Origin of the sequence: Leifsonia sp. Root227, from assembly GCF_001428745.1 — a bacterium.
In the GTDB taxonomy this organism is placed as follows: Bacteria; Actinomycetota; Actinomycetes; order Actinomycetales; family Microbacteriaceae; genus Leifsonia.
The window spans coordinates 443,423-467,804 of the sequence record NZ_LMIO01000001.1 but is presented as its reverse complement, the minus strand read 5'-3'; the positions used below and the strand labels follow the sequence as shown (position 1 = coordinate 467,804).

21 protein-coding genes are annotated in these 24,382 nt (G+C 64.6%); 3 read left to right on the top strand and 18 right to left on the bottom strand.

The window, feature by feature from the left end; genetic code table 11:
- Window positions 1-69: 69 nt before the first annotated feature.
- Both ASE16_RS02195 and ASE16_RS02190 read left to right on the top strand, forming a co-directional pair.
- On the top strand, window positions 70-792 hold the full coding sequence (locus ASE16_RS02195) for an orotidine 5'-phosphate decarboxylase / HUMPS family protein (protein WP_055890095.1): 723 nt from the start codon (window positions 70-72) through the stop codon (window positions 790-792).
- On the top strand, window positions 789-1,799 hold the full coding sequence (locus tag ASE16_RS02190) for an NAD(P)-dependent alcohol dehydrogenase (protein WP_082581147.1): 1,011 nt from the start codon (window positions 789-791) through the stop codon (window positions 1,797-1,799). The genes ASE16_RS02195 and ASE16_RS02190 overlap by 4 nt, the downstream gene beginning before the upstream one ends.
- 99 nt (window positions 1,800-1,898) lie before the next feature.
- On the opposite strand, the gene ASE16_RS19245 is transcribed toward ASE16_RS02190, so the two are convergent.
- From ASE16_RS19245 to ASE16_RS02180, 3 genes are read right to left on the bottom strand one after another with little or no spacing between them, the layout of a single operon-like run.
- The gene (locus tag ASE16_RS19245; protein WP_235500265.1) at window positions 1,899-3,338 is read right to left on the bottom strand and encodes an FGGY-family carbohydrate kinase; all 1,440 of its coding nucleotides are present in this window, start codon (window positions 3,336-3,338) and stop codon (window positions 1,899-1,901) included.
- On the bottom strand, window positions 3,335-4,108 hold the full coding sequence (locus ASE16_RS02185; protein ID WP_055890093.1) for a TetR/AcrR family transcriptional regulator: 774 nt from the start codon (window positions 4,106-4,108) through the stop codon (window positions 3,335-3,337). Before ASE16_RS02185 ends, ASE16_RS19245 begins: the two co-directional genes overlap by 4 nt.
- Window positions 4,109-4,167: 59 nt before the next feature.
- Complete coding sequence (locus ASE16_RS02180) at window positions 4,168-5,109, bottom strand: sugar phosphate isomerase/epimerase family protein (protein WP_055890091.1); 942 nt, start codon at window positions 5,107-5,109, stop codon at window positions 4,168-4,170.
- Between the two features lie 143 nt (window positions 5,110-5,252).
- Between ASE16_RS02180 and ASE16_RS02175 the strand changes: the two genes are divergently transcribed.
- Window positions 5,253-6,974: a GMC oxidoreductase gene (locus ASE16_RS02175; protein ID WP_235500255.1), complete on the top strand. Its 1,722-nt coding sequence runs from the start codon at window positions 5,253-5,255 to the stop codon at window positions 6,972-6,974.
- A gap of 55 nt (window positions 6,975-7,029) precedes the next feature.
- Here the strand turns inward: ASE16_RS02175 and ASE16_RS19930 are convergent, their stop codons facing one another.
- The 15 genes from ASE16_RS19930 to ASE16_RS02105 form a co-directional block, all read right to left on the bottom strand.
- Entirely contained in the window at window positions 7,030-7,239 is a 210-nt protein-coding gene (locus tag ASE16_RS19930; RefSeq protein WP_200949533.1) for a hypothetical protein, read from the bottom strand.
- A 588-nt stretch (window positions 7,240-7,827) separates the two neighbouring features.
- Entirely contained in the window at window positions 7,828-8,073 is a 246-nt protein-coding gene (locus tag ASE16_RS19925; RefSeq protein ID WP_200949532.1) for a hypothetical protein, read from the bottom strand.
- Between the two features lie 50 nt (window positions 8,074-8,123).
- A complete protein-coding gene (locus ASE16_RS02165) occupies window positions 8,124-8,981 on the bottom strand; it encodes a TolB family protein (protein WP_055890086.1) in 858 nt (285 codons plus the stop codon).
- Window positions 8,978-9,790 carry a carbohydrate ABC transporter permease gene (locus ASE16_RS02160; RefSeq protein WP_055890084.1) on the bottom strand — a complete coding sequence of 271 codons (813 nt, stop codon included), beginning with the start codon at window positions 9,788-9,790 and terminating at the stop codon, window positions 8,978-8,980. The genes ASE16_RS02165 and ASE16_RS02160 overlap by 4 nt, the downstream gene beginning before the upstream one ends.
- 100 nt (window positions 9,791-9,890) lie before the next feature.
- Window positions 9,891-10,871 (bottom strand): carbohydrate ABC transporter permease, encoded by a 981-nt coding sequence (locus ASE16_RS02155; protein ID WP_055890082.1) that lies wholly within the window; start codon window positions 10,869-10,871, stop codon window positions 9,891-9,893.
- A 53-nt stretch (window positions 10,872-10,924) separates the two neighbouring features.
- Window positions 10,925-12,307 carry an ABC transporter substrate-binding protein gene (locus ASE16_RS02150; RefSeq protein ID WP_082581144.1) on the bottom strand — a complete coding sequence of 461 codons (1,383 nt, stop codon included), beginning with the start codon at window positions 12,305-12,307 and terminating at the stop codon, window positions 10,925-10,927.
- Window positions 12,308-13,328: 1,021 nt separating this feature from the next.
- Entirely contained in the window at window positions 13,329-14,099 is a 771-nt protein-coding gene (locus ASE16_RS02145) for an SDR family NAD(P)-dependent oxidoreductase (RefSeq protein ID WP_235500253.1), read from the bottom strand.
- Complete coding sequence (locus ASE16_RS02140) at window positions 14,096-14,950, bottom strand: fumarylacetoacetate hydrolase family protein (protein ID WP_055890075.1); 855 nt, start codon at window positions 14,948-14,950, stop codon at window positions 14,096-14,098. Before ASE16_RS02140 ends, ASE16_RS02145 begins: the two co-directional genes overlap by 4 nt.
- The gene (locus tag ASE16_RS02135) at window positions 14,947-15,762 is read right to left on the bottom strand and encodes an amidohydrolase family protein (RefSeq protein ID WP_055890073.1); all 816 of its coding nucleotides are present in this window, start codon (window positions 15,760-15,762) and stop codon (window positions 14,947-14,949) included. The genes ASE16_RS02140 and ASE16_RS02135 overlap by 4 nt, the downstream gene beginning before the upstream one ends.
- A 25-nt stretch (window positions 15,763-15,787) precedes the next feature.
- A complete protein-coding gene (locus tag ASE16_RS02130) occupies window positions 15,788-16,702 on the bottom strand; it encodes a carbohydrate ABC transporter permease (RefSeq protein ID WP_055890071.1) in 915 nt (304 codons plus the stop codon).
- The gene (locus tag ASE16_RS02125) at window positions 16,699-17,649 is read right to left on the bottom strand and encodes a carbohydrate ABC transporter permease (protein WP_055890069.1); all 951 of its coding nucleotides are present in this window, start codon (window positions 17,647-17,649) and stop codon (window positions 16,699-16,701) included. Before ASE16_RS02125 ends, ASE16_RS02130 begins: the two co-directional genes overlap by 4 nt.
- Complete coding sequence (locus tag ASE16_RS02120; protein ID WP_055890067.1) at window positions 17,646-19,010, bottom strand: ABC transporter substrate-binding protein; 1,365 nt, start codon at window positions 19,008-19,010, stop codon at window positions 17,646-17,648. The genes ASE16_RS02125 and ASE16_RS02120 overlap by 4 nt, the downstream gene beginning before the upstream one ends.
- Before the next feature lie 53 nt (window positions 19,011-19,063).
- Window positions 19,064-20,161: an enolase C-terminal domain-like protein gene (locus ASE16_RS02115; RefSeq protein WP_055890065.1), complete on the bottom strand. Its 1,098-nt coding sequence runs from the start codon at window positions 20,159-20,161 to the stop codon at window positions 19,064-19,066.
- Window positions 20,162-20,207: 46 nt separating this feature from the next.
- On the bottom strand, window positions 20,208-23,444 hold the full coding sequence (locus ASE16_RS02110; protein ID WP_200949531.1) for a discoidin domain-containing protein: 3,237 nt from the start codon (window positions 23,442-23,444) through the stop codon (window positions 20,208-20,210).
- A 100-nt stretch (window positions 23,445-23,544) separates the two neighbouring features.
- Window positions 23,545-24,315, bottom strand: coding sequence for a FadR/GntR family transcriptional regulator (locus tag ASE16_RS02105; RefSeq protein ID WP_055890060.1), 771 nt, complete (start codon window positions 24,313-24,315; stop codon window positions 23,545-23,547).
- Window positions 24,316-24,382: the final 67 nt, after the last annotated feature.

The window sequence follows — 24,382 nt, the reverse complement described above, 5'->3', positions numbered from 1 at the left end:
ACAGTTTAAATGTAGCAGTGCGATTACAATTCTCCCAAGCCCTGCCCGCAAAAGAACGGAAAGCCAACGATGACATCCTCTCCGACTCCGCGCGACGCGCTGGATCACATCCAGCTCGCGCTCGACCTCGTCTCCCTCGGAGACGCCTCGGTCCTAACGACACTCGTCGCCAAGCGCGTGCGTCGGCTCGAGATAGGCACGCCCCTTGTCCTCTCCGCCGGGTTGAGTGCCGTGCGTCAATTGCGCACGATCGCTCCAGGAGCCGAGATCGTCGTCGACGTCAAAATCTGCGACGCAGGAGAACGGATCGCGCGCACAGCATTCTCGGCAGGCGCCGACATCGTGACAGCCGTCGCCGCCGCGATCGACCACACCACCTGGCGCGGGATTCTGGGAGCCGCGCGCGAGCGTGCATCCAACGGATATTCTGCCGGCGTAATCCTCGACACCATCGGACCGCGGATCGATCCGAAGTCGCTCGCAGACTTCGCGGAATTGGCCGCAACAGAAGCGCCGACGGTGCGGACCGAACTATGCATCCATCGGCCGAAGACCGGTTCGCCATCATTCGCTGATCTGATTGCTGAGCTCGGCGAAACTGCCGCCGGCTTCGCCGCCGTCGGCATCGCGGGTCGATTGTCTCCCGCCGATCAGGGCCCCGCCCTAGCCGCGGGCTTCGACGTGCTCGTCGTCGGTTCGGCCATCGCCGACGCAGTCGATCCCGACTCTGCCCTCGCCGCGTTCGCCCAACACACAAACTCAACCCCGAATGGAAAGGACCACCACCAATGACTGTCATGCGCGCCGCACTACTGAACGCCCCCAACGACATCGTCCTCGCTAACGTCCCCCGCCCCACACCCCAGGCCGACGAAGTGCTCGTACAGATCGAAGCAGTCGGGGTGTGCGGTTCGGACGTGCACTATTACCGCGAAGGTCGCATCGGACCATACGTGGTGAATGAGCCGCTCATCCTCGGCCATGAATCTGCGGGAACGATCGTCGAGGTCGGCGCTACCGTCTCGCCCGCGCGCATCGGCGAACGTGTATCGATTGAGCCGCAGCGCGTGTGTCGCATGTGCGATCAGTGTAAGCACGGCCGCTATAACCTGTGCGCAGCGATTCGTTTTTACGCAACTCCACCGGTCAATGGAGCATTCGCTGAGTTCGCCGTTATCCAGTCCGATTTCGCATTCGCGATCCCGGAGGCTATGTCAATCGAGGCAGCGGCATTATGCGAACCGCTCTCGGTCGGGATCTGGGCGAATCAGAAAGCCGGCACGGGTCCGGGCTCCCGTGTACTAATTAGCGGCGCCGGTCCGATTGGGATCGTAGCTGCGCAGGTCGCGCGGGCATTCGGGGCAACCGAGATCGTGGTCAGCGATATCGCCCCCGAACGGCTTGCTGTCGCAGCACGTTTCGGTGCCACTCGCACATTCAATCCTCTAGACGGTGAAGAATCACCTGAGGTAGACGCGTTCATCGATGCCAGTGGTGCTCCGCAAGCTGTGCGTGCTGGCATCTTGGCTCTGAGGCCGGCCGGACGCGCCGTCCTAGTAGGCATGGGCGCAGATGATTCGATGCTGCCGGTCTCGCGCATCCAGAACAACGAGTTGGTCGTCACGGGCGTGTTCCGCTATGCAAACACTTGGCCGCTCGCGATCGAGCTGGTTGCAACTGGAGCAGTTGACCTCGACGCCCTCATTACGTCCCGGCACTCACTCGCGCAGGCCGGTGAAGCGCTGCTGTCAGCCGAGCAGGCAACCACTCTCAAAGCGATCGTGCGTCCCCAACTCTGAGAGGCATAACCCGGATGACATCGGATCTGAGGGAGGGTGGGAACCGCTTGGGGGAAACGTCCCCACCCTCCGTCACATCCGACCAATCAATCAGCCCAACTATTCTGGCCAGAGCGTGGAGCGAATTGCCGCCGTGCGCTTCGACAACGCAACTAAGCGGACAGTCTCGACGAGTCGCGGGAGCGCGCTTGGGCCACTCCTGGGGGCGGGCAGGGCGCTGAGCTTGCCGCTGTCGAGTGCTGCCCAACCCACCATCGCTGCTCCGGAAGACGTCGCTGTCTCGGAGGTTGGGACTGTCGTCTGCGTGCCGATGGCGTCGGTGAGGAGCTGCCCCCAGCGCGGTTCACGTAGGAACCCGCCGGTGAAGCTAACTGTTCGCAGCGGGCCAGAAACGGCTCGCACAGCTTCGGCGAGCTCAATTGCACATACCGCCACTCCCTCGACCACTGCGCGGGATACGCTCGCTCTATCGTGGTGTGGTCCGAGACCTACGAGCGCCGCGCGTAGTTCGGTTCGCCACAGCGGCGCGCGCTCCCCGAACAACGATGGGACAAAGAGAAGTTCGGAGTCGGGCTCGACTGAGAAGGCGGCGTTGACGATCTCGCCGACCGACGATCCGAAACCGAGTTGCGCTTGAAGCCAGGTGAGGAGATTCCCACCGTTGCTCCCTGCGCCGCCGCTGACCCATAAATCGGGCTCGACTGGATAGCACCAGGTGCGCAGTGTCGGGTCGATCTTGCGCTCATCTGAGGAAGTGCGGAAGGCAATGCTCGTGCCAACGGTGCAGGAGGCAATGTCGTGCTCCCCTCCGGCCGCGCCGAGCTGGGTGAGGGGACCGTCCATTCCGCCGACGACGACGGGCGTACCTGCGGGGAGTCCGAGCTGCTCCGACGCAGCGGCAGTAAGCGGTGCCCACGCGGTCGCCGCGCGCACCTCAGGCAGCGCAGCTTCGTTGGCTGCTGTGATAGCAAGGAGTTCTTCGTCCCAACTCCATGCCGCTGAGTCGAAGACTCCGGACGAGGCGGCGCTCATCGGATCTGTCCAGGTGTGTCCGGTCAAGCCGGCAAAAATGGCGTCCTTGACACCGCCATACAAGGGTGCTGCTACACCGTTGGCTCCAAGCATGGCTAGCTTTGCGGGCCAATAGCTAACATCCGGCGGACACAGAGTTCGCGGATAGGCCTCGACAAGCTTGGGGCGCAGGGAATCAAACCAAGCAAGCGCGCGCAGGTCCGACCAGAGCATCGCCTCAGTGTGCGCCACCGGGACACCGTCGCGCAGTTCGTAGCCGACGAGGCTGGATGCGGTTCCGGAAGCCACGATGGCGGCGACCTCCGCACCGGCGGATGCTTCACGGACTACCGAGACGACGGCTGAGTACACATCGTCAAGCTCATGGAAAGATGCACCATCAGCGCGCTGGACCGGGGGCAGGTCGACTGTGACCTCGCTTGCGACTGTGAGATCTGCCCGATGACCCCTGGCGCGAACACCGCTCGAGCTGATGTCTACCGCGAGCACCACGCGAGGGGCGCTCATTTGGCAGTGAGCGGGGGGAGGGCATCGACACGACCGGTCCATCGTTCGAGTGCTCGAGCAAGCGCATCACTGAAGATGGCGACTACATCGAGTGACGGATCGATCAACCACTGCAGTTGGATGCCGTCCATCATGGCGTAGAGGGCTCGAACCTCGTGGCTGATCGTTTGGTCGTCCATCCACAAAACGTCGCCGCCGTCGCGTGCCTCCGAGAGGTGGATGACGCCGGTGTGAACCACCCGCCTATAGCGCTCCTGGATGAAAGCTCGGGCAGGGTAGGACGGGTTGGATGCCTCAGCGGACAAGGTCAGGAAGAGCTCGATCAGGCCCCGGTGCTTCGCGTTATAGCTGACGGCATCGCGGAGGAGGATGAAGTAGTCCAATCCGCGCACGTCGGCCGGATTTCGAGCTTCCGCCTCCTGGTCCCAGTTCTCCAGGACCGCAGCGAGAAGCCCTTCCTTGCTGTCGAAGTGGCGCGTGAGCGCGGCTGGGGTTACTCCCACCTCAACGGCGATCTGGCGCAGGCTCCCACCGTTGAAGCCGAGAGTGGCGAACACTCGGGTGGCCGTCTCGATGATTTCCCGACGTCGGCGAATGCCGTTCCTGTATGGGCCGCGTACGATCTTCTCGTCCCCGGCAACCGTTTCTGCGATATTTGCGTGTGCACGGGGCGTCTCCCCAATGTTCGTAGGTATCATCTCCGCCTCCCCCTCGATGGCAGCGTGGGCAGCCGCCTTCAAAAAGTTACCACCTAAGAGCTTTTCGTGCACGGATTCGCATCGAGCCGTGCGGACGGCGCAGCGCAGTGCAGCCGCCCGCACGGGTGTGCTCACTCGACGTCAAGCCCGACTTCCGTGGCAAGTCCGGTCAGGTAAGCGAGTGCGGTCTTGTACTCCCCGACGAATTCCTCCGTCGCGTCAGAGTTTCCCTTGTAGACGCCGGGAACGTCTTCCACTCCGCGCGAGACTCCGGGGACGTCTTCGAACTCGAGTGAGATGACGCCCGTGTAGTCGGTCTCCTTGAGCGCACGAAGCACGTGCCTCCAGTCGATCTTCCCCATGCCTGGACGCCAGTGGACGTTAGTCTCTCCGTCGTTGTCCGAGAAGTGACAGTGCAGCACGTGCGGCGCGAGCCGGTAGATCGCCACGTGCGGCAGATCGCCGACGGGGAACAGGTGGCTCGGGTCGAGGTTGACGCCGAGAGCCGGGGAGTCGACAGCCTCTATCAGCCGCAGCAGCCCCTCGATGTTTGCGCCGTAGCGGAACGGGTGCGGCTCGAGGCTGTACTTGAGCCCGGCAGCCTGAGCGACATCGGCGCATTCTCGAACAGTGGCGACGTACTCCTCCCAGTTGCGCTTCCAATCGAGTCCGGCCGGGATCTCGTGCGAGAACGTCTGTACATGCGGGCGATCTGTGATGAAGGGGAAGTGGATCTCGAACGGGAGATGGGTGACCGTGTTGATGATCGGCGACCCTAGTGCAGCCGCGACCTCTACGCCCGCCTTGAACATCTCGACCGCCGGGCCCTTCACGGCTGGGTCGTCGCTGGCCATGCCACGGTTGTCAACGATGAACTGGGAGAGGACCATGCCCTTGTCGTCCAGCACCGATGTCAGGGTGCGGATGGTCTCCGGCGTGTAGTAGTCGCGCAGCACGTCCTTGTTCCACGCGATGAGCTCGGTGGCGCGGAAGCCGGCGTCGCCGATGCGGGCGATGGCCTTGTCGTAGGGCGCATCCCAGCGCCACGGCCAGACGGAAGCACCAAACCTCATGAGCGAACCTTTCGATCAGACTGCGCTCCCTCATCGGAGCGCCAAAAGTGAATATCAACAAACAGTAATTATCTGTCAACAATTAGACGCTAGCAGACAGCCAGCTCGCGCGGAAGCTGTCAAGCTCAGAATGTTGTCATTTATTGACTGTTGTCACGTGTTTACTTTACGATCGAGTCATCAAACCGCTGCGGCTAGGCGGAGACGCGGTCGGACCCTACAGGAACCCGCTCCCGGGCCGCTCGATCTCTCACCGAGGAGTGAACAGAGTGCAGGACTTCACCGAGCAAGCCGACGTCGTGATCGTAGGCAGCGGGCCAACCGGCGCAACCTACGCGCGGGTCCTCAGCTCAGAGCATCCAGGAACACGCGTGCTGCTGGTCGAAGCCGGTCCGATCGTCGCGGATCCGCCCGGGCTCCACATGGCGAACATCGACGATCCGGAGGCCAGGAAGACGGCGCAGATCGCCTCCCAGGGACCGTTCCAGTACGAGTACCCCCTCCCCGCGACATCCGGGACTGCCCACAACGCGGCCGGGGTAGATAGGGAGACCGCGCTCATCACCCGACCCGGCTTGTTCTCGGTCGGCACTGGCGATATCCACGGCGACGGCTTCCCGGCCGCCCAGGAATCGAGCAACGTCGGTGGGATGGGTTCACACTGGTTCGGGGCGTGCCCGCGCCCAAGCGAGTTGGAGCGCGTGCCATACCTGCCCGAGGAGGCTCTCGACGAGGCGTACGACGTCGCCGAGGCGCTCCTCGGGGTAGCCTCCGATCAGTTCACCGGGTCTGACTTCTCCGACCACGTGCAGCGGGTGCTCGGTGCCGAGCTGAACCCAGGCCGGGCGGCGGACCGCGTCGTGCAGTACATGCCAATGGCGGTACGCCTCACTCCGGAAGGCGTGCATCGGGCGGGCCCAAACGTCATCCTCGGCGACCTGCTCGACGGCGCTGACGACGGCTTCGAACTTCGCCCCAACACCCAGTGCCAACGCGTGCTCGTCGACGACGGTCGGATCGTCGGTGTCGAACTGCGCAACCGGCTGACCGGCGCCGTGTACACCGTCGGAGCCGACTTCGTCGTGGCCGCGGGCGATGCCCTGCGCACGCCACAGCTGCTCTTCGCCTCCGGCATCCGCCCGAACGCCTTGGGCCGCTATCTGAACGAGCACCCACAGGTCTCGATCATGGCCGAAGTCGACGGCATCGGTCGCGACGAAGACCACGCCGAGACCACGGGCAATGCAACGGCCATGTCGGACTCGACCGCCGTGGCTGTCGCGGCGAGCGGGGTCACCTGGGTGCCCTACGAGGGCACCGCCTTCCCGTTCCACGGGATGCTCGCCCAGATTGACCCGGACACCGTCCCCCGGTCGGCCGTCGACGAGAGCCGCAACAAGCCGTTGATCTCCCTGCACTTCTTCGGCGCCCAGGAAGTTCGCGCCGAGAACCGTCTCGAGTTCAGCGATCGGGAGCAGGATTGGATTGGGATGCCCGCGATGCGCATCCATCACACCCTCTCCGACCGCGATCGGGAGACTCTCGAGACCGGCAAGGCGGAGCTCCTGCGCCTGAGCGCTGTGCTGGGCAAACCTGTCGACGGTGAGGAACCGTGGATCCTCCCCTCCGGCAGCTCGCTGCACTACCAGGGCACCGTGCGCATGGGACCCGTCGACGACGGCACTTCGGTCTGCGACCCGTCCTGCCGCGTCTGGGGGGTTTCTGGTTTGTACGTGGCTGGCAACGGGGTCATCCCGACCGAGACCGCCTGCAATCCAACGCTCACGAGCGTTGCCCTCTCCGTCGTCGGTGCCAGGGATATCGCCCGACGCCTCGCCGCGCGGTCGGAGTCCGCTGCCGCCTGAGCCTCCGTGAGTGAGCGGAGGAGGCCCGGAACCTCATGTTCCGGGCCTTCTCCGCTCAACCCGCCTTTGCCACGGTGTTCGGGGCGGGGGCGGGAGCGCCGAGGCCCTCCTGGCGAAGCTGTTCTGTCGGCGTGCGGACGAGGTCGGCCACAGCTTCGGAGCGGCTGTGCGGAGGCCAGGCGACGACTGTCGCTACGGTCGGCGCGTCCGACACGGGCACGACGGCGTAGTCGTCGCGAAGTTGGGCTTGAAGCGACGCGGGCACGACCGCACAAGCCCGTCCGACCGCGATCAGCGGAACAGCCGGGTGTGGTCGCGGATCTGCCGGGCAGTCTGCATAGGTCCGGTCGATTCGAGGCCAGCGCAGCAGGGCAGCTCGGTCAACGAGTTCATTTCGGACATCGACAGGTGAGGGCGCCACAGTGAGGGGATGCAGCGCTGGCAGAACAGCGGCCTGCGGCTCGGTACGGAGGTCCTCGATGTCGGATCCGCTGACCGAGTCGTATGGCCGATGGGGCAGAACGACGTCGGCACGACCGTCGCGCAGCATGTTCTCCGGCTGGCTGGCCGCACACGACCACCTCTACGGCGGTGGCGCGCGGCTCGGCGGCATAGGCGGTCAGGAGCGTCGACAACAGTTCTTTGGATGCTCCGGCGTTGGCAGCCAGCACCAGCGTAGGACAGGCGGGTGCGACGCTCGGCGGCTTGGACCGCGTCGAGGGCGAGCCTGGCATCCAGCAGCAGAACCGACCCGGCCTCCGTCAGGGCGATCAAGCGGGTGGTGCGGTGTAGCAGGACGACTCCGAGCCGCCGTTCGGCGGATCGGTGTGGCCGCGCTCGAGCGGCAATGCCGCTACGCAGCGGTGGAGGGACTGCGCGCGAGCGGGGTCGACGCGTTCGGTGTGCCGCTCGACTGACCGACGACGCGAGCGTGGCCGCGGCGGCCTGCCTGATCGCCGACCACGGTCGGTCCGGCGACCGTGCGGGCTGTTGTGGAGACCAATGTGATCGGGGTCAGTCGGGTCACCAACGCGACGCCGCCGATGCTGCGGGCCTCGAATTCGCCGCGGATCGTCAACACGCCCGCCGACACACCCACGGAAAGATCATGCTCGTGTCCTCGCAGCCAGACGCGTAAGGAGAATCGTCCTAGCCGAAGGCGACGAACGCGAACCGGTGTCCGTTTGGATGCCAGCTCGGCACGTTGATAGTGCCCTGGCCCCCGCGAAGGCGGAGCAGCTCGCGCACGCTCCCGTCTGCTTTCAGCAGGCGCAGAGCGACATCGCGATCCGCGGGGTGTCCAGCCGTCCCCGGTGGGTAGCTCAGGTAAAGCACACCGCTGCCGTCGGGGGCGGGATGAGGGAACCAGTTGACCCTGTCGTCGAAGGTAAGTTGTTCGGCGGGGCCACCGGCCGCGGGCATCCGATACAGCTGCGCCTGGCCCGGTGTGGAGCGCTCGGAGTTGAAGAGGATCCACCGGCCGTCCGGCGAGAACTCCGGACCGTCGTCCCGACCCCCGTCATCGCCGGTGAGCACCGTCTCCGGCCCTCCGTCGACGGACATCGTCGCGATCCGGGTCGAGACGCGGGAGGCCCGTTCGACCAGGAGCACGTAGACGAGGGTGCGGCCGTCGGGTGAGACTCCGTGCAGATATCGGCGCGCATCCGGTGCGGCCGCCTGCGTCACCGCCCGGGAGGAGCCCGTCTGCGCCAGATCGATTGCGTGGATGCTACCGGCCTCCGTCGAGACGTAAAGCGTCCGCCCGTCCGGCGCAATCACGTGGTCGTTGTTCACGCGCGGCACTCCGGCACGTGGCAGGTCCTCAAGTATGCCGGTGGCGATGTGCAGCAGGAGAAGCGAGCCGTCGGCGTTCAGGATGAGGCTCTCGCCGTCCATCGACCAATTCGGCGCCTCCAACTGCCGCCCGCTCTCCAGGACGACCTCGTCGCGGCCGGTGACGACATCGAGGATCCTGACTTGGCTGACCCACTCGCCTGAGCTGCTCATCCCTTGACGGCGCCGCCGAGAACACCCCGGACGAAATAGCGCTGAAGCGAGACGATAACGATGAGTGGCAGCAGGATCGAGATCACGGTCGCGGCCATGAGCTGGGCTTCGCCCTGGCCTGTCGCCGTCACGAGGCCGGCCACGTTGACCGTCAGCGGCTGGGGGACGGCCGTCCCGCCGAGAAAGATGAGCGGTGTGAGCAGATCATTCCACGCCCAGAGGAACTGGATGATCGCCAGCGACCCGAGAACGGGCGCCGCGAGCGGCAGCACTAGTGAACGGAAGATGCGCAGGTCAGCAGCCCCGTCGAGCCTCGCCGACTCAAACAGTTCGTCGGGGATCGAAGAGATGAACCCGCGCACCAGGAAGATGCCGAACGGCACCGTGAATCCGACCATGTAGACCCACATCGCCGGGATCGTCCCGTAGAGGCCCGTCACGGAGAAGAGCTTGAGCAGCGGCACCAGGGTGACCTGCGGCGGGGTGACCATGAGCGCAACGAGCACGAGGGAGAGGATCGTCTGGCCGGCGAAGTTCATCCGCGTCAGGGCAAAAGCCCCGATCGCCGAAATGACAGTGGTCAGCACGGTCGTCGGAACGGCGATCGCGAGCGACGTGCCGAGGCTTTGACCGAGACCGATGACCTGCAGCGCCTGCTGGTAGTTGTATCCGGTGAACAGGGGGGCGACGATCGCGTGCCACCAGCCGGAGTCGCCGATGTCGCCCTGGGTGCGGAACGAGTTCACGAACAATCCCAAAACGGGTGTGAACCAGACGACCATGAAGAGCACCACGATCGCGTGGAGCACCAGTCGCGGCCACCGTCGCCTGCTCCTCATTCGGGGTGCCGGCGCGCCTGCGCGGCCCGGGGCGGCGGCCTCCGGCCGCCGATTCGACGTCAGCGTCATGTCAGCTTGTCCTTTCCGAGCGGAACTGCCGGATGTTGATGATCACGATCGGAACGGCGACCACCAGCAGGATCACGGCGATGGCGCTGGCATGGCCGAGGTTCTGGCTCGAGAACAGCTCGAAGTACATCCGATTGGCGATGGTGTTCGTGTTGAAGTTGCCGTTGGTCATCACATAAACAATGTCGAAGACCTTCAGGGCGAAGATCACCTCGGTCGTGATGACAACGAGCACCGACGGAAGCATCTGCGGAAGTGTGACCGAGAAGAAGATGCGCCACTCTCCGGCGCCGTCGAGCCGGGCGGCCTCGCCCAGTTCCGGCGGCACAGCCTTGACCGCCGCGGACAGGGTCAGCGCGGCCACCCCCAACGCCGACCAGACAGCGACGAATATCAGGGCGAAGTTGTTCACCACGTCCGCCTGGAGCCAGGCGATGGGCTTGTTGCCAGGGATGAGGGTCCACAGAGCATTGAGGAGGCCCGTCTGCTGTGCGCCCGGCGCCTGGTACTCATAGATCTGCCGCCAGATGATGCTGCCGGCAGCGAACGAGATCGCCGTCGGCAGCACCACCAGAGTCATCGCGAACCGCTCGTATTTGACACGGTCGAATAGCACGGCGACGATCAGCGCCAGCAGCAGCGTCCCGATCGGGAAGACGATGATCCACAGCAGGTTGTTGCCGAGGACGTTCACCATCTCTCCGGTGAAGGCCCAGCCGAAGTTGTCGAGGCCGACCCACGACGAGCCTTGGGCGTTCTGGAACGCGGAGATGAGTGTCTCCACCATCGGGTACACGAGGATCACCCCCATGAGCGCGAGAGGGACGAGCAACCAGAACCACGGCCGGACGTGCCGGGCGAAGCGCCCGCCCACGGCGCCGAGGATCTTCTCCCCGACGCCGAGGACGAGGTAGACCAGCACGGGTATCACGATCGCCCCGATGAGGATCAGGGCGGGAACGCTCGTGAGGACGGCGTTCATCGGTTGTCCTTTCGTGTCGGGAGGATGCTCATCCCTCTCGCTTGTCCCATCTGCTACTTGCCGTCTTCCAGGTCTTGGATCTGCTGCAGCACCGAGTCCAGGCTGGAGGGATCCTGCAGGTACTGGACGACGCCCTTAGCCGCGCCGGTGATTACCGCGGTCTTGGAGAGCAGAGCCGGGCCGGCGGCAAGCTGCGTGTCAGCGCCGAAGTAAGTCTTCGAGATGCTCTGCAGGATGGGGTCGGTGTACGTGTCCGGCGAGACGTTCTTGTTCGAGACGGGCCAGTGGTTGGCCGACGCGAGAAGAGCCTGAGCCTGGTCGGAGGCGAGGTACTGCAGGAACGCACGCGTCTCGGGGCTGTCCTTGAACGCGTACGTCACCTCGGCAGAGTATGTCTCGGTGTTCGCGTACTGCGGTTCGGAGGCCGGGATCTTCATGAAGTCCAGGTTCTTGCCGGGTTCCACACCCTTGGCCGAGCCGGCGATCAGGCCGCCGGTCCAGCTTCCCCAGACCACGGCCTGGCAGGTCGGCGGTTCGGCGACGAGGCCGTTCGAGCCGGTGCCGGTGTCCTGCGAGAGCGACCCCTTGACCCCACCATTCACGTACTGGTCGTGCGTGGCGATCGCGCCGAACGTCTGGAAGGCGTCTTTGACCTGGGGTGAGGTCCACGACAGCTTGCCGGTTCCCCAGTCTTCCGTTGCCTGTGCGCCGTACTTCTTGGCGAACAACGCCTCGATGAAGAGCTCGCCCGGGTAGCCGTTCGAGGTTCCGCCGCCCTGCGCGTTGCACCAGGCGGTCTTGCCCGCAGCCCCCTCCTTCTCGGTCCAGTCCTGCACCTGCTGCCAGGTGGCGGAGTCGCCCTTGGGTCCAGTGTAAGACTCCGGGTTGTACCAGAGCTCGATGTTGTTGAACCCCTGGTAGACGCCGTAAACCTTGCCGTCGATTGAGGCTGTGTCCAGCACTGACTTGGTGTAGCTCCCGTTCAGCTCGTCGCTCATGAAGCTCGAGAGGTTCAGTAGCTTGTGCGTAGTGCTGTACTGACGCATCACCCCGGGAGCTGTGGTCACGAGGTCCGGCGGGTTGCCCGCGGCGACGCGCGACTGGACGACGTTGAGGTTGTCTCCCGAGCCGGTGTAGTTCACCTTGACACCGGTGGCGTCGGTGAATGGCTTGTAGAAGGCCTGCAGCAGCGCCCCTTCCGAGCCGCTGTTATCGCCCATGACAGAGAGCGAACCCGAGAGCTTCTTGTCGCCGACGATCGACTTGGCCTTGGCGACGGCCGCGTCGACGAGCTTCTTGTCGAATGTGACGCCGCCGCTGCTGCCGCTGCCCGCGGCCTGCTCGTCAGACGCACAACCTGCTAGGCCGAGCGCGCCGGCGAGGACGAGCGCAGTGAGTGCGGACAGATGCCGCACCGTCTTTGATGAATGTGACATGGATGATCAACTCCGATCTACATGGAATGTGAAAAGCATCGGTCGCTTTGACCGGCGAACGTTCGTCCCGTGGTGGCGGGGACCACTTGAACCGGTGCCTGCGCTCACTAATCGGCTCTTGTGTGTCATGTCCCTCCTCACTGAGGTCGCCGGGTTCTACTAGGACACTCCCGAACGATCACGATCGGCCGGGTAAGACACAGCGTAAAGTACACACATGGCAACAGTCAATACACGATAACTATTCGTTATCGTTATGCCCTCGGAGAGCCTTCGAAGGACATGGCGTTGGCATTGCGCGCGTCGCGTACGTATCCAGTCGGACTTGCCTCACCCGCTAACCGCGATAGAACATATCGAATTACGGCACGGCGCCAGCTCAATCTGGACTAGCGCTCAGTCGGCTAACTATCGCCGCGGCCGCGTGACGCAGGCGTCGCGATCGGGCGCATGACGCGAGGCCGGCACCGGCGCATTCGCCGACGCTCCCAACACTGCGTGGCACAGTGACGACCGCTGATGTGCGCGGAAGCACGTTGTCTTCGACCCGAAGCCCCCGTGCTGGAAGATTCAACCGCGGTTCGAACAAACCAGGCTGGGGTCGATCTTGCGGAGTCGGCTGCACTCGCCTGGAGTGCCGGTATTTGGATCTTGTCTGCCAGGCACCGGCAAGGCTCCGGTCCGGGTCCGCCATATTGTCGCGATGCGCATTGTGCGCAGGTTACAGCGGGCAATCCACCTAGCGCGCTGTAGGTCGACCCTGCGAGCCCTCGTGAGCGACAGTGACCCGATGCATGACCAGACTCTCTCCGCTATTGGTCTCGATCCCTTCGGGGCAGCATGACAACATCGCGCAGCGAAACGGTGCAGGTCATCGCCTTCTTTGCGCGGCCGATCGGGCACCCCAGAGCGCGACGTGCCACTGCGCAAGGCCTCGTGCTTTGAATCTTCATCTCCGAACACACCGGCTGTTAACTCGGACGTGCAGCCTTCGTTACTGGTGCTCCAGTGACCGCGTCGCCTAGCGAGCCAGACGCAACCCGAACATTCCACCGTCAACAGCGAGGGCGGTGCCTGTCGTGAACGAGGATTCAGGCGATGCCAGGTAGATGATCGCCTGGGCGACCTCGGTTGCTGTGGCGAGCCGGCCCATCGGCTGCCTGGCTTCGAGTCGTGCCTTTTCGGCGGCTGCATCGTCAGACGCGTCCAACAGTCGACCGACCCACGGCGTGTCGACCGTGCCAGGGCAGACGCAATTCACTCGGATTCGACCGGCGAAGTCGGCGGCGGTGGCAAGGGTGAGCGCGTGCACTGCCCCCTTGCTGGCGCTGTACAGCGCACGCTGCGGCAGTCCCGCCCACGCGGCGATCGAACTGACGTTGACAATGGCCGCATTCGAGGAGCGTTCGAGGTGCGGTAACGCGGCTGCCGTCACGCGGGCGATGCCGGTCACGTTGATGTCGAGGACTCTCCGCCATTCGTCGTCACCGTTGTCCGCGATGGTGCCCGATGCGCCGATCCCTGCGCAGTTCACCACGATGTCGAGCGTTGCTCCGCTGAATCTTTCGGCGATGACGGATTCGACTGCGCTGCGGTCCGTCACGTCCGCGATGAGGAAGTCGGCGTCGTCCGCGGGGTGGGTTCGGTCGAGACCGACTACGGTCGCGCCCGCTGAGCGCATTCGCCGCACGACCTCCTCGCCGATACCGCTTGCCGCTCCGGTGACGAGCGCTGACAGTCCATCGAGTTTCATTGTTTCTCCTGAGTTCTGTGTGGTCGCGTCGACGCTCATGGCGCGGGGATGAATCGCTGGCGCTGCTCGCCGAGACCGTCAATCCGTAGGACGAGTTCGTCGCCTGCGGAGAGATAGCGCGGGGGTCGCTGGCCGAGTCCCACGCCCGCCGGGGTGCCGGTGTTGATGAGATCTCCGGGGTGCAGGACGGTGAACTGGCTCACGTAGCGGACGATCTCGGCGACGTCGAAGACCATCGCGCTGGTGTTCCCGCGCTGCTGTGGCACTCCGTTGATGTCCAGTTCCAGCCCGAGGGCGTTCAGTTCGCCTGCCTCATCAAGAGTGACAAGCCACGGCCCCAGCGGGTTGAACCGTTCGAAGGATTTGCCCTTGATCCATTGGCCGACATGTTCGAGTTGCCATTCGCGTTCGGATACGTCGTGTGAGATCGTGACCCCGGCGACGTAGTCCAGCGGGTTCTCGTCCGCACCGAGGTACCGAGCGGTCTTCCCGATGACGACACCGAGCTCGACTTCCCAGTCCGTCTTCGTGCTTTCCCGAGGGATATACACGTCGTCATTCGGACCGACGACGGTGTGCGACGCCTTCCCGAAGATGAGAGGTTCACCCGGCACCGTCAGATCCGACTCCGCAGCGTGGTCTGCGTAGTTCACGCCAACGCACCAGATCTGTCCTGGTCTCGCGATGGGAGCTCCGATGCGCGTACCCGATTCGACGACGGCAAGACCGCCTGCCCCATCCGCCAGTCGGCGGCGAAGCACGTCGAGACCGCCGAACTCGAAGAACGAGGCATCGAAGTCGGCAACTATCTCCGACACGTCCAGGGTGAGTCCGTCGACGCTGACAGCCGGCTTTTCGCGGCCGGGCTCGCCTACGCGGAGCAGTTTCATTCGGGATTCCTTCCTGGTCGGGGTTGCACCCCGTAGACGGTGTTGGCGGTGCGCCAGCGCAGAGCCTCGACGCATTCGGCGGTGGGAGAGAAGGTGTCCGCCACCTGCTCCCACCGCCGCTCCCCGGTAACGGTGACCGGGAAGTCACTGCCGAGCATCGCTCGGCTGAAACCGAAGGCATCGAGTGCCTCGTGAATGAAGGGCCTCGCCTTTTCGCTGTACGACACTCCGGAGACCTTGACGTAGGCGTTGGGTTCATGGGCCACGGCGCGCATGCCCGAACGCCACGCGTCGGCATCCGCGCTCTGCCACCCTGCGTGCACCGGTGGATTACCGAGGTGATCGACCACAAGTACGGCGGACGGCGCACTGGCATGGAGGGTCGCCAACTCAGCCAGCTGATCGGCACGAACGGTCGCATCGAAGACGAGCCCGTGGGCGGCGACAACGTTCAACCCTGCGCTGTGCGCGGTGGTCGTGAACGCGTTCGGCGGCAGCTCCTGGAAAGTGTGTCGCACTCCGACTACCAAGGGCTCAGGCACAAGTTCATCGACTCGTTCGTGGAGGTCGGCGGCATCGAGCCGGACGTCGGCGACGATCCCCGAGAGCTCCGGCCAGTCGAGTCCAGCGACCCACCGAACCTCTGTGACCGCCTGTTCGGGACGGCAGCCCGCTTGGACGAAGATCATCGCCGTCGCCGCCGCGTCCCGGTCGATCGAGCCGGGCAGCACCGTGCGATCAAGGGTGGGGACACGATCGAGCCACGGGTACCGCATCAGGCGCGGATCCCATACGTGCACGTGCGTGTCCACAAGTGGACTGTTCATCGTCGTCGAGCTACTCCTTGGTTGCGCCGGCGAGCATGCCCGAAACGAGCGCGCGTTGGGAGAAGAGGAACAGAACGAGCACCGGGAGGATCGCGATGATGATCGCCAACGCGAGTTCGGGGCTCGTGATGTTGAGACCCTTGCCCGCCACCGGGTTGAACGACGGCGTCGAGGACAGCAGCTGATTGAGGCCGACCTGGATGGGGAACTGGTCACTGTTCGGCAGCACAAGGTACGGCAGGAAGAAGTTGTTCCAGTTGTTCACGAAGCTGAAGAAGGCGATTAGCCCGACCACCGGTTTCGCCAGCGGCATCGCGACCCGCCAGAACACCTGCCATTCGTTGCAGCCGTCGATGCGCGCCGCGGAGAGCAGATCGCGGGGAAGGCTCGTGGCGAAGTAGATGTACACCAGGTACACGCCGAACGGGTAGAACGAGAACGGCAGGATTATGGACCACACGGTGCCGATCAGCCCGAACAGGTTCAGTTCGAGGAAAGTCGGGAGCACAAGGGCGGCGGACGGCATGATCATCACCACGAGAGTGATCGACAGAAGGATCTTGCGGCCACGGAACCGGGTCAGAGCCAAGGCGTAGCCGGCGGGAACGCTGGTTGCGAGGGTCAGGATGAGGGAACCGACCGAATAGATCGCGGAATTCTTCAGCCAGACGAAGATCGCGCCACCTTGGAAGGCAACGAGATGCTGCCAGGCCTTGCCGACCTGATCGAACGATCCGAACGACAGCGGGAACTGGTGGATGAGGTCGCCGGCGGTCTTCGTCGGCGCGAGCAGCAGCCAGATCACCGGAAGCACGAAGAAGACGACGAGCAGGGCGAGGATCACCACCACGATCCCGACGGAGAGGAAGCGGGAGACGCGCCGACCGCTGTTCGCGGTGCGCTGGTCGAGTGTTGTGGAGGTCATTCGTCGTCTACCTTGAACAGGCCGGAGCGGGTCACCAGGACGGCGGCGACGACCAGGCCGAGAGCGAGCAGGAACAGGGAGATCGCGGCGGCGCCGTTGAAGTCGCCGTGCTGGAACGCATACACGTACGCGAGCTGGTTGGGCGACCAGGTGGGACTCACCCGGCCGAGGCTCGCCGTCTGCAGGAGCTGCGGCTCGACGAAGAGCTGGGTGCCGGCGGCGAAGGCGAGGATCGACTGGTACACGATCCACTTGCGGATCATCGGAATCTGAATGTGCCAGGCCGACTGCCAGGGGCCGGCGCCGTCCATCCGTGCCGCTTCGAGCACTTCGTCGGGGATGTTGTTGAGCGCGCCGTACATCACCACGATCCAGCCGCCGGCGCCGGTCCAGAACGCGATGAGCACGAGGATCACCGGGAGGTTCTCGGGCGCGAGGACCTGGGCGAACGAGTCGAGTCCCATCGCCCGCAGCAGTCCTGATGCGGGGCTTACCGCCGGGTCGAGCATGAACAGCCAGACGAGAACGCTCGCGACCCCGGCGAGGGCGCCTGGGATGTAGTAGAGGAAGCGGAAGACCGCGGCGGTGCGTGGGCGCATCCTGGCACGGAGGATGACAGCGACGACCGTGGTGAGCACGATGACGAGCACGAGCCACATGACCAGGTAGATGCCGATGTTGAGGAACGCCGGACCGAACCGGTAGTCCTGGACCACTTTGATGAACTGGCCGAGACCGGTGAACTGGCCCCGGTCGTTCGTGAACGCCAGGTAGATCGCATAGCCGGTTGGGATGATCCCGAAGGCGATCAGAAAGAGCGTGTATCCAGAGACGAAAAGGTACCCGGATACACCGGAGCGGCCGGCCCGCCGCCGCGGAACTCCGCGACGGCGAGCCTGCTTGGTGCTGACGAGCGCGGGGACGCGCTCGGTTTCAATGCTTGTCATTTTGTGGTGACCGTGTATCCAACCGACTTGGCTTCGTTGACGATGGCGGTCTGCCACGCGGGGAGCGTCTCGGTCAGCGTCTTACCTGCTGTGAGGGCCGGCAGCACGACGCTGGACCAGGAGGTCGCATCGCTGAACTTCGTGTTCGACCATCCGCTCCACACCTGATCGGCTGCCGTCTGGAACGGACCGGCGATGTCGTCGGCGAAGTAGGACGCGTTGTCCGGGTTCGCCAGCCAGGTCTTCGCCCCAGGAACGTAGGCCGGGTAGGTAGGCGCCGATTTGAGGTTCTCGTCCGAGGTGGTGAGCCACTCGGTCAGAGCGGTCGACGCCTTCAGGTTCTTCGAGTGCGACGACACCATCCACACGCCGCCTCCGACGTTACCGGTGTATGCGGACGACTCGCCGTCCCACTTCATCGGATTCGCGGCGGCGATCTGACCCTTTGGGGTCTTGAACGCCGAGTTGAAGAGGTACTGGCCGTACCAGGACGGGCCGTTCGCCATCAGCACCTTGCTGCCGTCGAAGCCCTGGCTGAAGAAGCCCTGCGTGCTCACAGCCTTCGCCTGAATGAGGTTATCGAGGAGCGACGCCATCCTGGTGCACTCCTTGGCCTGCAGGTCGACGCGGAGCTTGCCGTCATCCTGAAGCTGCTGGGCGGGGCACTGGCTCGACCAGAAGTAGCTCTCCTGAGAGTTTGTGTCGCCGACGGCGCCGACAATGTATCCGGGGTGCTCCTTCGCGACCTTCAGGCCGAGTGCTTCGTACTGCTCCCACGTAGTGGGGACGGTGTAGCCCCACTGGTCCATGAGCGTCTTGTTGTACCAAAGCACCACCTGGGCGATGTCGTTGCGGAGGCAGTACGTGTGACCGTCGAACTCGCAGGGGGTCAGCGACCCCTTGGCGAAGTTGTCCAGCGTTGCCTTCTTCACCAGTCCGTCGTCGAGTGGCGCGGCGAAAGGAACGGCCTTCGGACCGGTCGGCTGCGATGCCCAGGTCACGTCCGTGGGCGAACCGAACACGACATCCGGCCATCCCTTGTTCGTGCGGTCGAAGAGCTGCACCTTGGTCTGGAGGTAGGTGGACCCGTCGGCGCTGCCGTCGTAGGTGACGATGTCCATCTTCACGTCGGGGTGCGACTTCTGGTAGGCCTGCACCGCGGGCAGGCGGGTCGAGTCCGCCCAGACGGTTATCTGGGACGAGTTGTCCTGCGTCACTGGTTTGAAGGCGGCCGAGCCGCTGGTGTCGGATTGATCTGCGCTCGCACATCCGGTGAGGGCGGCGAGGACGCCTGCTGTGGCGATGGCGAGCGTTGCCGCGACGGCGCGGCGGCCGGGGCGATAAAGTCGTGGCGACTTCATTGTCTTGCCTTTCTTGATGCTGGGGTTGGGTTGGGCTTCATTGCGGTGCGGACTCAGGCGGCTGTTCCGATGAACGGGTGGAGGGCCGCCGGGTAGTCGAGACCGGCGGGTAGTGCGATGCCGGGCTCGGTGGGTGCGTGGAGAAGGCCGTTCTCATCGACGTACTTCTCGCGGACGACCGTTGTCGCCGTGACGAGAGATTCGTAGTAGGTCGTGTTGGGAATCGCCATGCACAGATGGTGGGTCGGGAGGTCCGAGCCGTGGACCTCCGCTCGGAGCCGGAAGGCGTCTGCAAGGTGGGCGGTGCGCATGGCTCCGGTGATGCCTCCGCGGAGGTTCGTGCTCGCCCGCACCCCGAAGGTGGCGGCGCCCGCGGCGATGAAGTCGGCGGAGTTCATGTGCGCGCCGTCGGACGTTTCTGCCACAAGCAGGGGCACGTCGACCGCCTTTGCGAGACCGGCGTACGCGGTGATGCTGAACTCGCGCATCGGTTCCTCGTACCAGAGGTAGCCTGCGTCGGCGAGCGCACGCCCGACGTGGATCGCGTCAGGCAGATCGAACCCTGCCGAGCCGTCGTACATCAGCGGGACATCGTCGCCGACGTGATCGCGGAGCGCGATGGCCAGTTTCGCGTCTCGACGCGCATCCCCCCAGGCATGCAGTTTGATGCCCTGGTAGCCGAGGGCGAGACACTGGTCGGCCACGTCGAGGAATTCTTCGACGCTGGCAAAAGTGGATGTGGATGCGTACGCGGGCAGGCTCGTTCGGTAGCCGCCGAGCACCTTCCACGTCGGCAGACCCTGCATCCGGCCCGCCAGATCCCACAGCGCGGTGTCGACCAGACCAAGCGTCGGCAGCGGCAACTCGTGGATGCGGTCCAACTCCCAGATCCGATGCCACAGCCACTCCCGCTGCAGAGGGTCCTGGCCGACAAGTTCCGGCCGGAACACCCGCTCAACCAGGTCATCGAGCGTCACCGCGGCGCCGGGGCGGGCGAAGAACGCGATACCTTCCGCGCCTTCGTCCGTCCCGATCCGCAGCACAGCACCGTCGCCCGCGGGGGCACTCCCGGCCAGGCCATCCCGCCATTTGAACGGGGGGTTGGCGGCGGGGACATGAACCCGGATGGATTCGACGTGCGTGATCTTCATGACTGCTTTCTTCGTTCGGTGATTCGGATCGGTGGTCTGCTGCGGCTTAGAAGCCGCCGTAGACCTGGAGCTCGTAGATGCTGCCGCCGTTCCAATTGGAGTTGGTGACGGTGAGGCGTACATAGCGGGAATCCACGGGCTGGGCGAGGAACGAGTAGTTTGCTCGGTCGGTCGTGCGGCTGGCGGTGTGATCGTCGAACGTCGACCAGTTCGTGCCGTCGGCGGAGTATTCGAGGAGGTACTCGTACCCGCTTGGCAGCTCGAACGTCGTCACCGCGCTCTTGATGCTCTTCACCGAACCGAGGTCGACCTGGATCCACGACGGGTCGGGCAGGCCGAGGCCCTGCGCCCACCGGGTGGACAGGTCGCCGTCGACAGCGAGCCCGGGGGTATTCGGTTCGGAGTACGACGAGACGGTGACCGGCTTACCCAACGCGAGGTCGGTATCCGCCGGGAGGGTGACCGCGGTTGCAGCGCTCGGAGCCGACTCGTTGCCGGCTGCGTCGCGGGCGACAACCGTGTAGCTGTGCGCCGATCCGGGGGTCAGGCCGCCGAGCCGGACTGAAGTCGATGCGGTGAGGGCGACTCGGTTCGTCCCGTCGTAGACCGCATACCCTGAGACCGCCACGTTGTCGGTGGCAGCCGGCCAAGACAGATCAAGCAGACTTGGTAGCTGCACAGTGGCCGTCGGCGCAGCGGGAGTTGAAGGAGCCTGGGTGTCTCCGCCTGGGGCGACCGGCTGACCGTAGACCTCCAACTCGTAGATGCTGCCGCCGTTTCCGCTGGTTCCGGTAATCGTAAGTCGGACATACCGACCGGTGACCGGAGCAGACGGAACCGAGTAGTTGGCTGCCTCGGTGGTGTTCGCGCCGGTGTGGTCTTCGACTGTCACCCAAGTCAGTTCGTCGTTGGATGCTTCGAGCTTGTATTTGTAGCCGGACGCCTTCTCGAACGTGGTGATCGCTCCGGTGATCGCGTATGGCTTGCCGAGGTCGACCTGGATCCACGACGGATCGGGTAGGCCGAGGCCCTGCGCCCAGCGGGTGGAGAGGTCGCCGTCGACGGCGTTCTTCGGGTAGTTCGTCTCGGAGTCGGACGACGCGGTGACCGGCTTGTTCAGGGCCAGGTCGCTGCCGGATGCGGTGGTGACTGCGAGGGCGGGGCCGGCTTTCGACTCGTTCCCGGCTGCGTCGCGTGCCGTGATCGTGAACGTGTACTTCGTCGCGGCAGTCAGACCGGTAACGCGCACGTGCGGGTCCTTGCTGGCGCTGACCAGGCTGCCGTTGGCGTACACCGAGTATCCGGTGACGCCGACATTGTCGGTGGCGGCGGGCCAGCTCAGCTCGGTGACCGTCGGGAAGCTCGTCGTCGCCGACGCCGCGCCAGGCGCGGTCGGTGCGGTCGTGTCCGTCGGGGCCGGGGTCGGGTCGAGGTACTGGTACTTCGGCTCCAGGCCTGCCTTCTTCACGATGCTGGCGGGAAGGCTGGCGCAGTCGGGCACGGTCGTGTTGTTCGCGATGGTGTCACCGATGCTGTTGAACTGTGCGCTGTACTGCGGCTTCGTCGTGTAATTGCGGTCCGCGACGATGTCCATCCCGTGGTTGAGCAGCAACCACTGGTAGGCGACGTTGCAGAACGCGTTCTGCGTGGTGTGCCAGTACCGGCTGCCTTCGTCCTGGTAGATCGCACCGTATGCGGGTTCCGGAACGTCGGTGATCAGGTTGCCGGAGACCTCGCTGTTCGGGCTGGCGCTCAGCGTGTAGATGGCGCCGCCGTCCGCCTGGTGCTTCATGATGTCGCTGATCCAGTTGTCGCGGACGATCGTGTTCGTGCTGGTCGTCGGGGTGTCGTAGATCGGCACGCCGGAGTTGCCCGGATAGTTCGTGTCACCGCCCTTATCGGTGAGGCCCCAGCCCCAGCCAACGGAGATACCGCTGTACGGGAGGTCGTAGACCCGGTTGTGCTCGATGGTGGTGTGGTCGGTGTATCCGGCGAGGATGCCGAGCGAGCCGTTGTAGACGTTCGCGACCTTGGTCACCACGTTGTTGCTGACGAGCGTGTCCTTGGTCACCGATCGCTTGTCGGTCGGGTGATGGTCGATGACATCGGTACCTCCGATCTGGATGCCGGTGGCGGCGACATCCGTGAAGATGTTGCCGACGATTTTCGTGCCCTGAGTTCCGGTGTTGAGATTGAGGCCGACGGCGCCGAGGTGCGTGAAAGTGTTGCCGCTGAACGACACGTTGTGCCCGTAGCTGACGTTCACCGCGCCTGGCGTCTTCTGCCAGTAGAGGCGCGAGGAGTCGAATGTCGGGTAGTCGCTCCCGGTGATGCGGAAGCCGCCCTGTCCTTCGACCATTCCGTCAGACGAACTGGGCGCCAGCCAGGTCGAGTACGAGAACGTGATCCCCGCGAAGGAGACGTTGCTGACGGGCTTGTCGATGGTGCCGTTCACGTCGACCAGGTCTTGCACCTTGGGCACGATGACGGTCGCCGTCGCGAGGTTCTGCCCCGGCTTCGGCATGTAGTAGAGGTCGCCGGCGGCCTTGTCGAGAAACCACTCACCCGGAGTGTCGAGCAGTTCGTATGCGTTCTCGATCCAGGTTGGGTTCTGGATCTCCTGCCCTTCGTGCAGGTTCGCGTTGTGCCAGCACGGCTGCTGCATCGTCATTGTTGTTCCGACGATCGAGTCAACTGGGCAGCGGTACATCATCCAGCCCCAGCGGCTGACAACCTCAATGTTCTTCTGGTTCTTGTACGCGTCGAGGCTGGTGTCGGTGATCGTGTAGCCGGTGGCAGTCTTGCTGAAGCCGCCGGGGTTCTCCCCACCGCGTGCACGCGTCTCGAGCTCGCCGTTCACATAGAGCTGGCGGGTGTCCACATTGCCGATGTGCGTCTTGTAGATGCCGCGCGCGGCGTCGGAGACGGCCCATCCTTTCACGGGTTGACCACCGCTGATCACCGGATGCGCGCCAGGTGCGGCCTCGTAACTGATGATGTGCCCGTTGCGGCCAGAGTCGCTGCTCGTCAGCGAGAACGTCTTGTCGATGGTGTACGTGCCGTCGGCCAGGACCACATCCACGTCGGTGAGGCCGAGCAGGTTGACCGCGCGCGCCGCGGTCTGGGCGGCGGTGAGCGATCGGAAGGGGTGTGCCTTCGTGCCGAGTTGCACCCCGCTGCCAGTGGGGGCGACGTAGATCGAGACGGCGGGGAGCTTGATGCTCGTGGCGGGGGCGGGCGCTGCGTTCGCGGCGGTAGGGATGAGCAGCGCTGTTACGCTCACGATCGCCGCGGCGGCAATGGCTCCAGCCCGGAAAATGGGATGGGGGTATCGCGGAATGTTCGACATTGAATTTCCTTTACGGTCCGAAAGGCGAGGGGGTTTATGCGCGATTGTTGAGAGTGAAGATCCTGTCGCGGATCTTGCGCTCGAATTGGTGCTGAGTCGTGTCGATGTGGTCGGTCATGAGGGTGGTCGCGAGGTCCATGTCGCCGTTGGCGATGGCGTCCGCGATGCCGATGTGCTGCTGTCCAGCGACCTCGAGCGAACCAGGGACGTCTCCGTGGAAGAGCAGCACGTCGCTCTGGGAGGCGTAGCGGCGCACGTTCGAGACGCTCGCCTGCAGGAAGACGTTCTGGGCGGCGATCGCGACCGCGTCGTGGAAGACGGCATCGGCGTGCGCGAACGCGTCGACGGAGTTGTCTGCGCCCGCCCGTGCCGACTCGGCAGCCGCATCCCGGATCGCGCGCACTTGAACCGGGTTGGCAAGCGTCGCGGCGCGCCGAGCTGTCTCTGTCTCGATCAGGCGACGGTAGTCGAGCAGCATCAGCACCTGCTCCATGTCGGTCGGCTGAAAGTGTGCGAGCTCGCTCTCCCCGAACCCGGCGGACGCCGTCGCGACGAAGATGCCTGCGCCTTTTCGGACACTGAGGCGCCCGATCGCGGCCAGGACCTTCACGGCCTCACGAGTGACATTGCGCGTCGCATCGAGAATCTCGGCCAAGCCCTGCTCGGTCGGCAGCCGATCCCCCGGCTTCAGGTTCTCCTGCGCGATGTACTGCAGGAGTCGCTCCGCGACGAGCTCGTAGCCCGGACGGTAGCGCTCTTCCGAGTTGTCAGCAGCGTTCACGGCGTTCTTGGCGATGCTCGCCACTGATGCCTCCTCGAGTCGATGGATCCGCGTTGGGAATAAGTATGACACATAGACGAATAGATGCAAT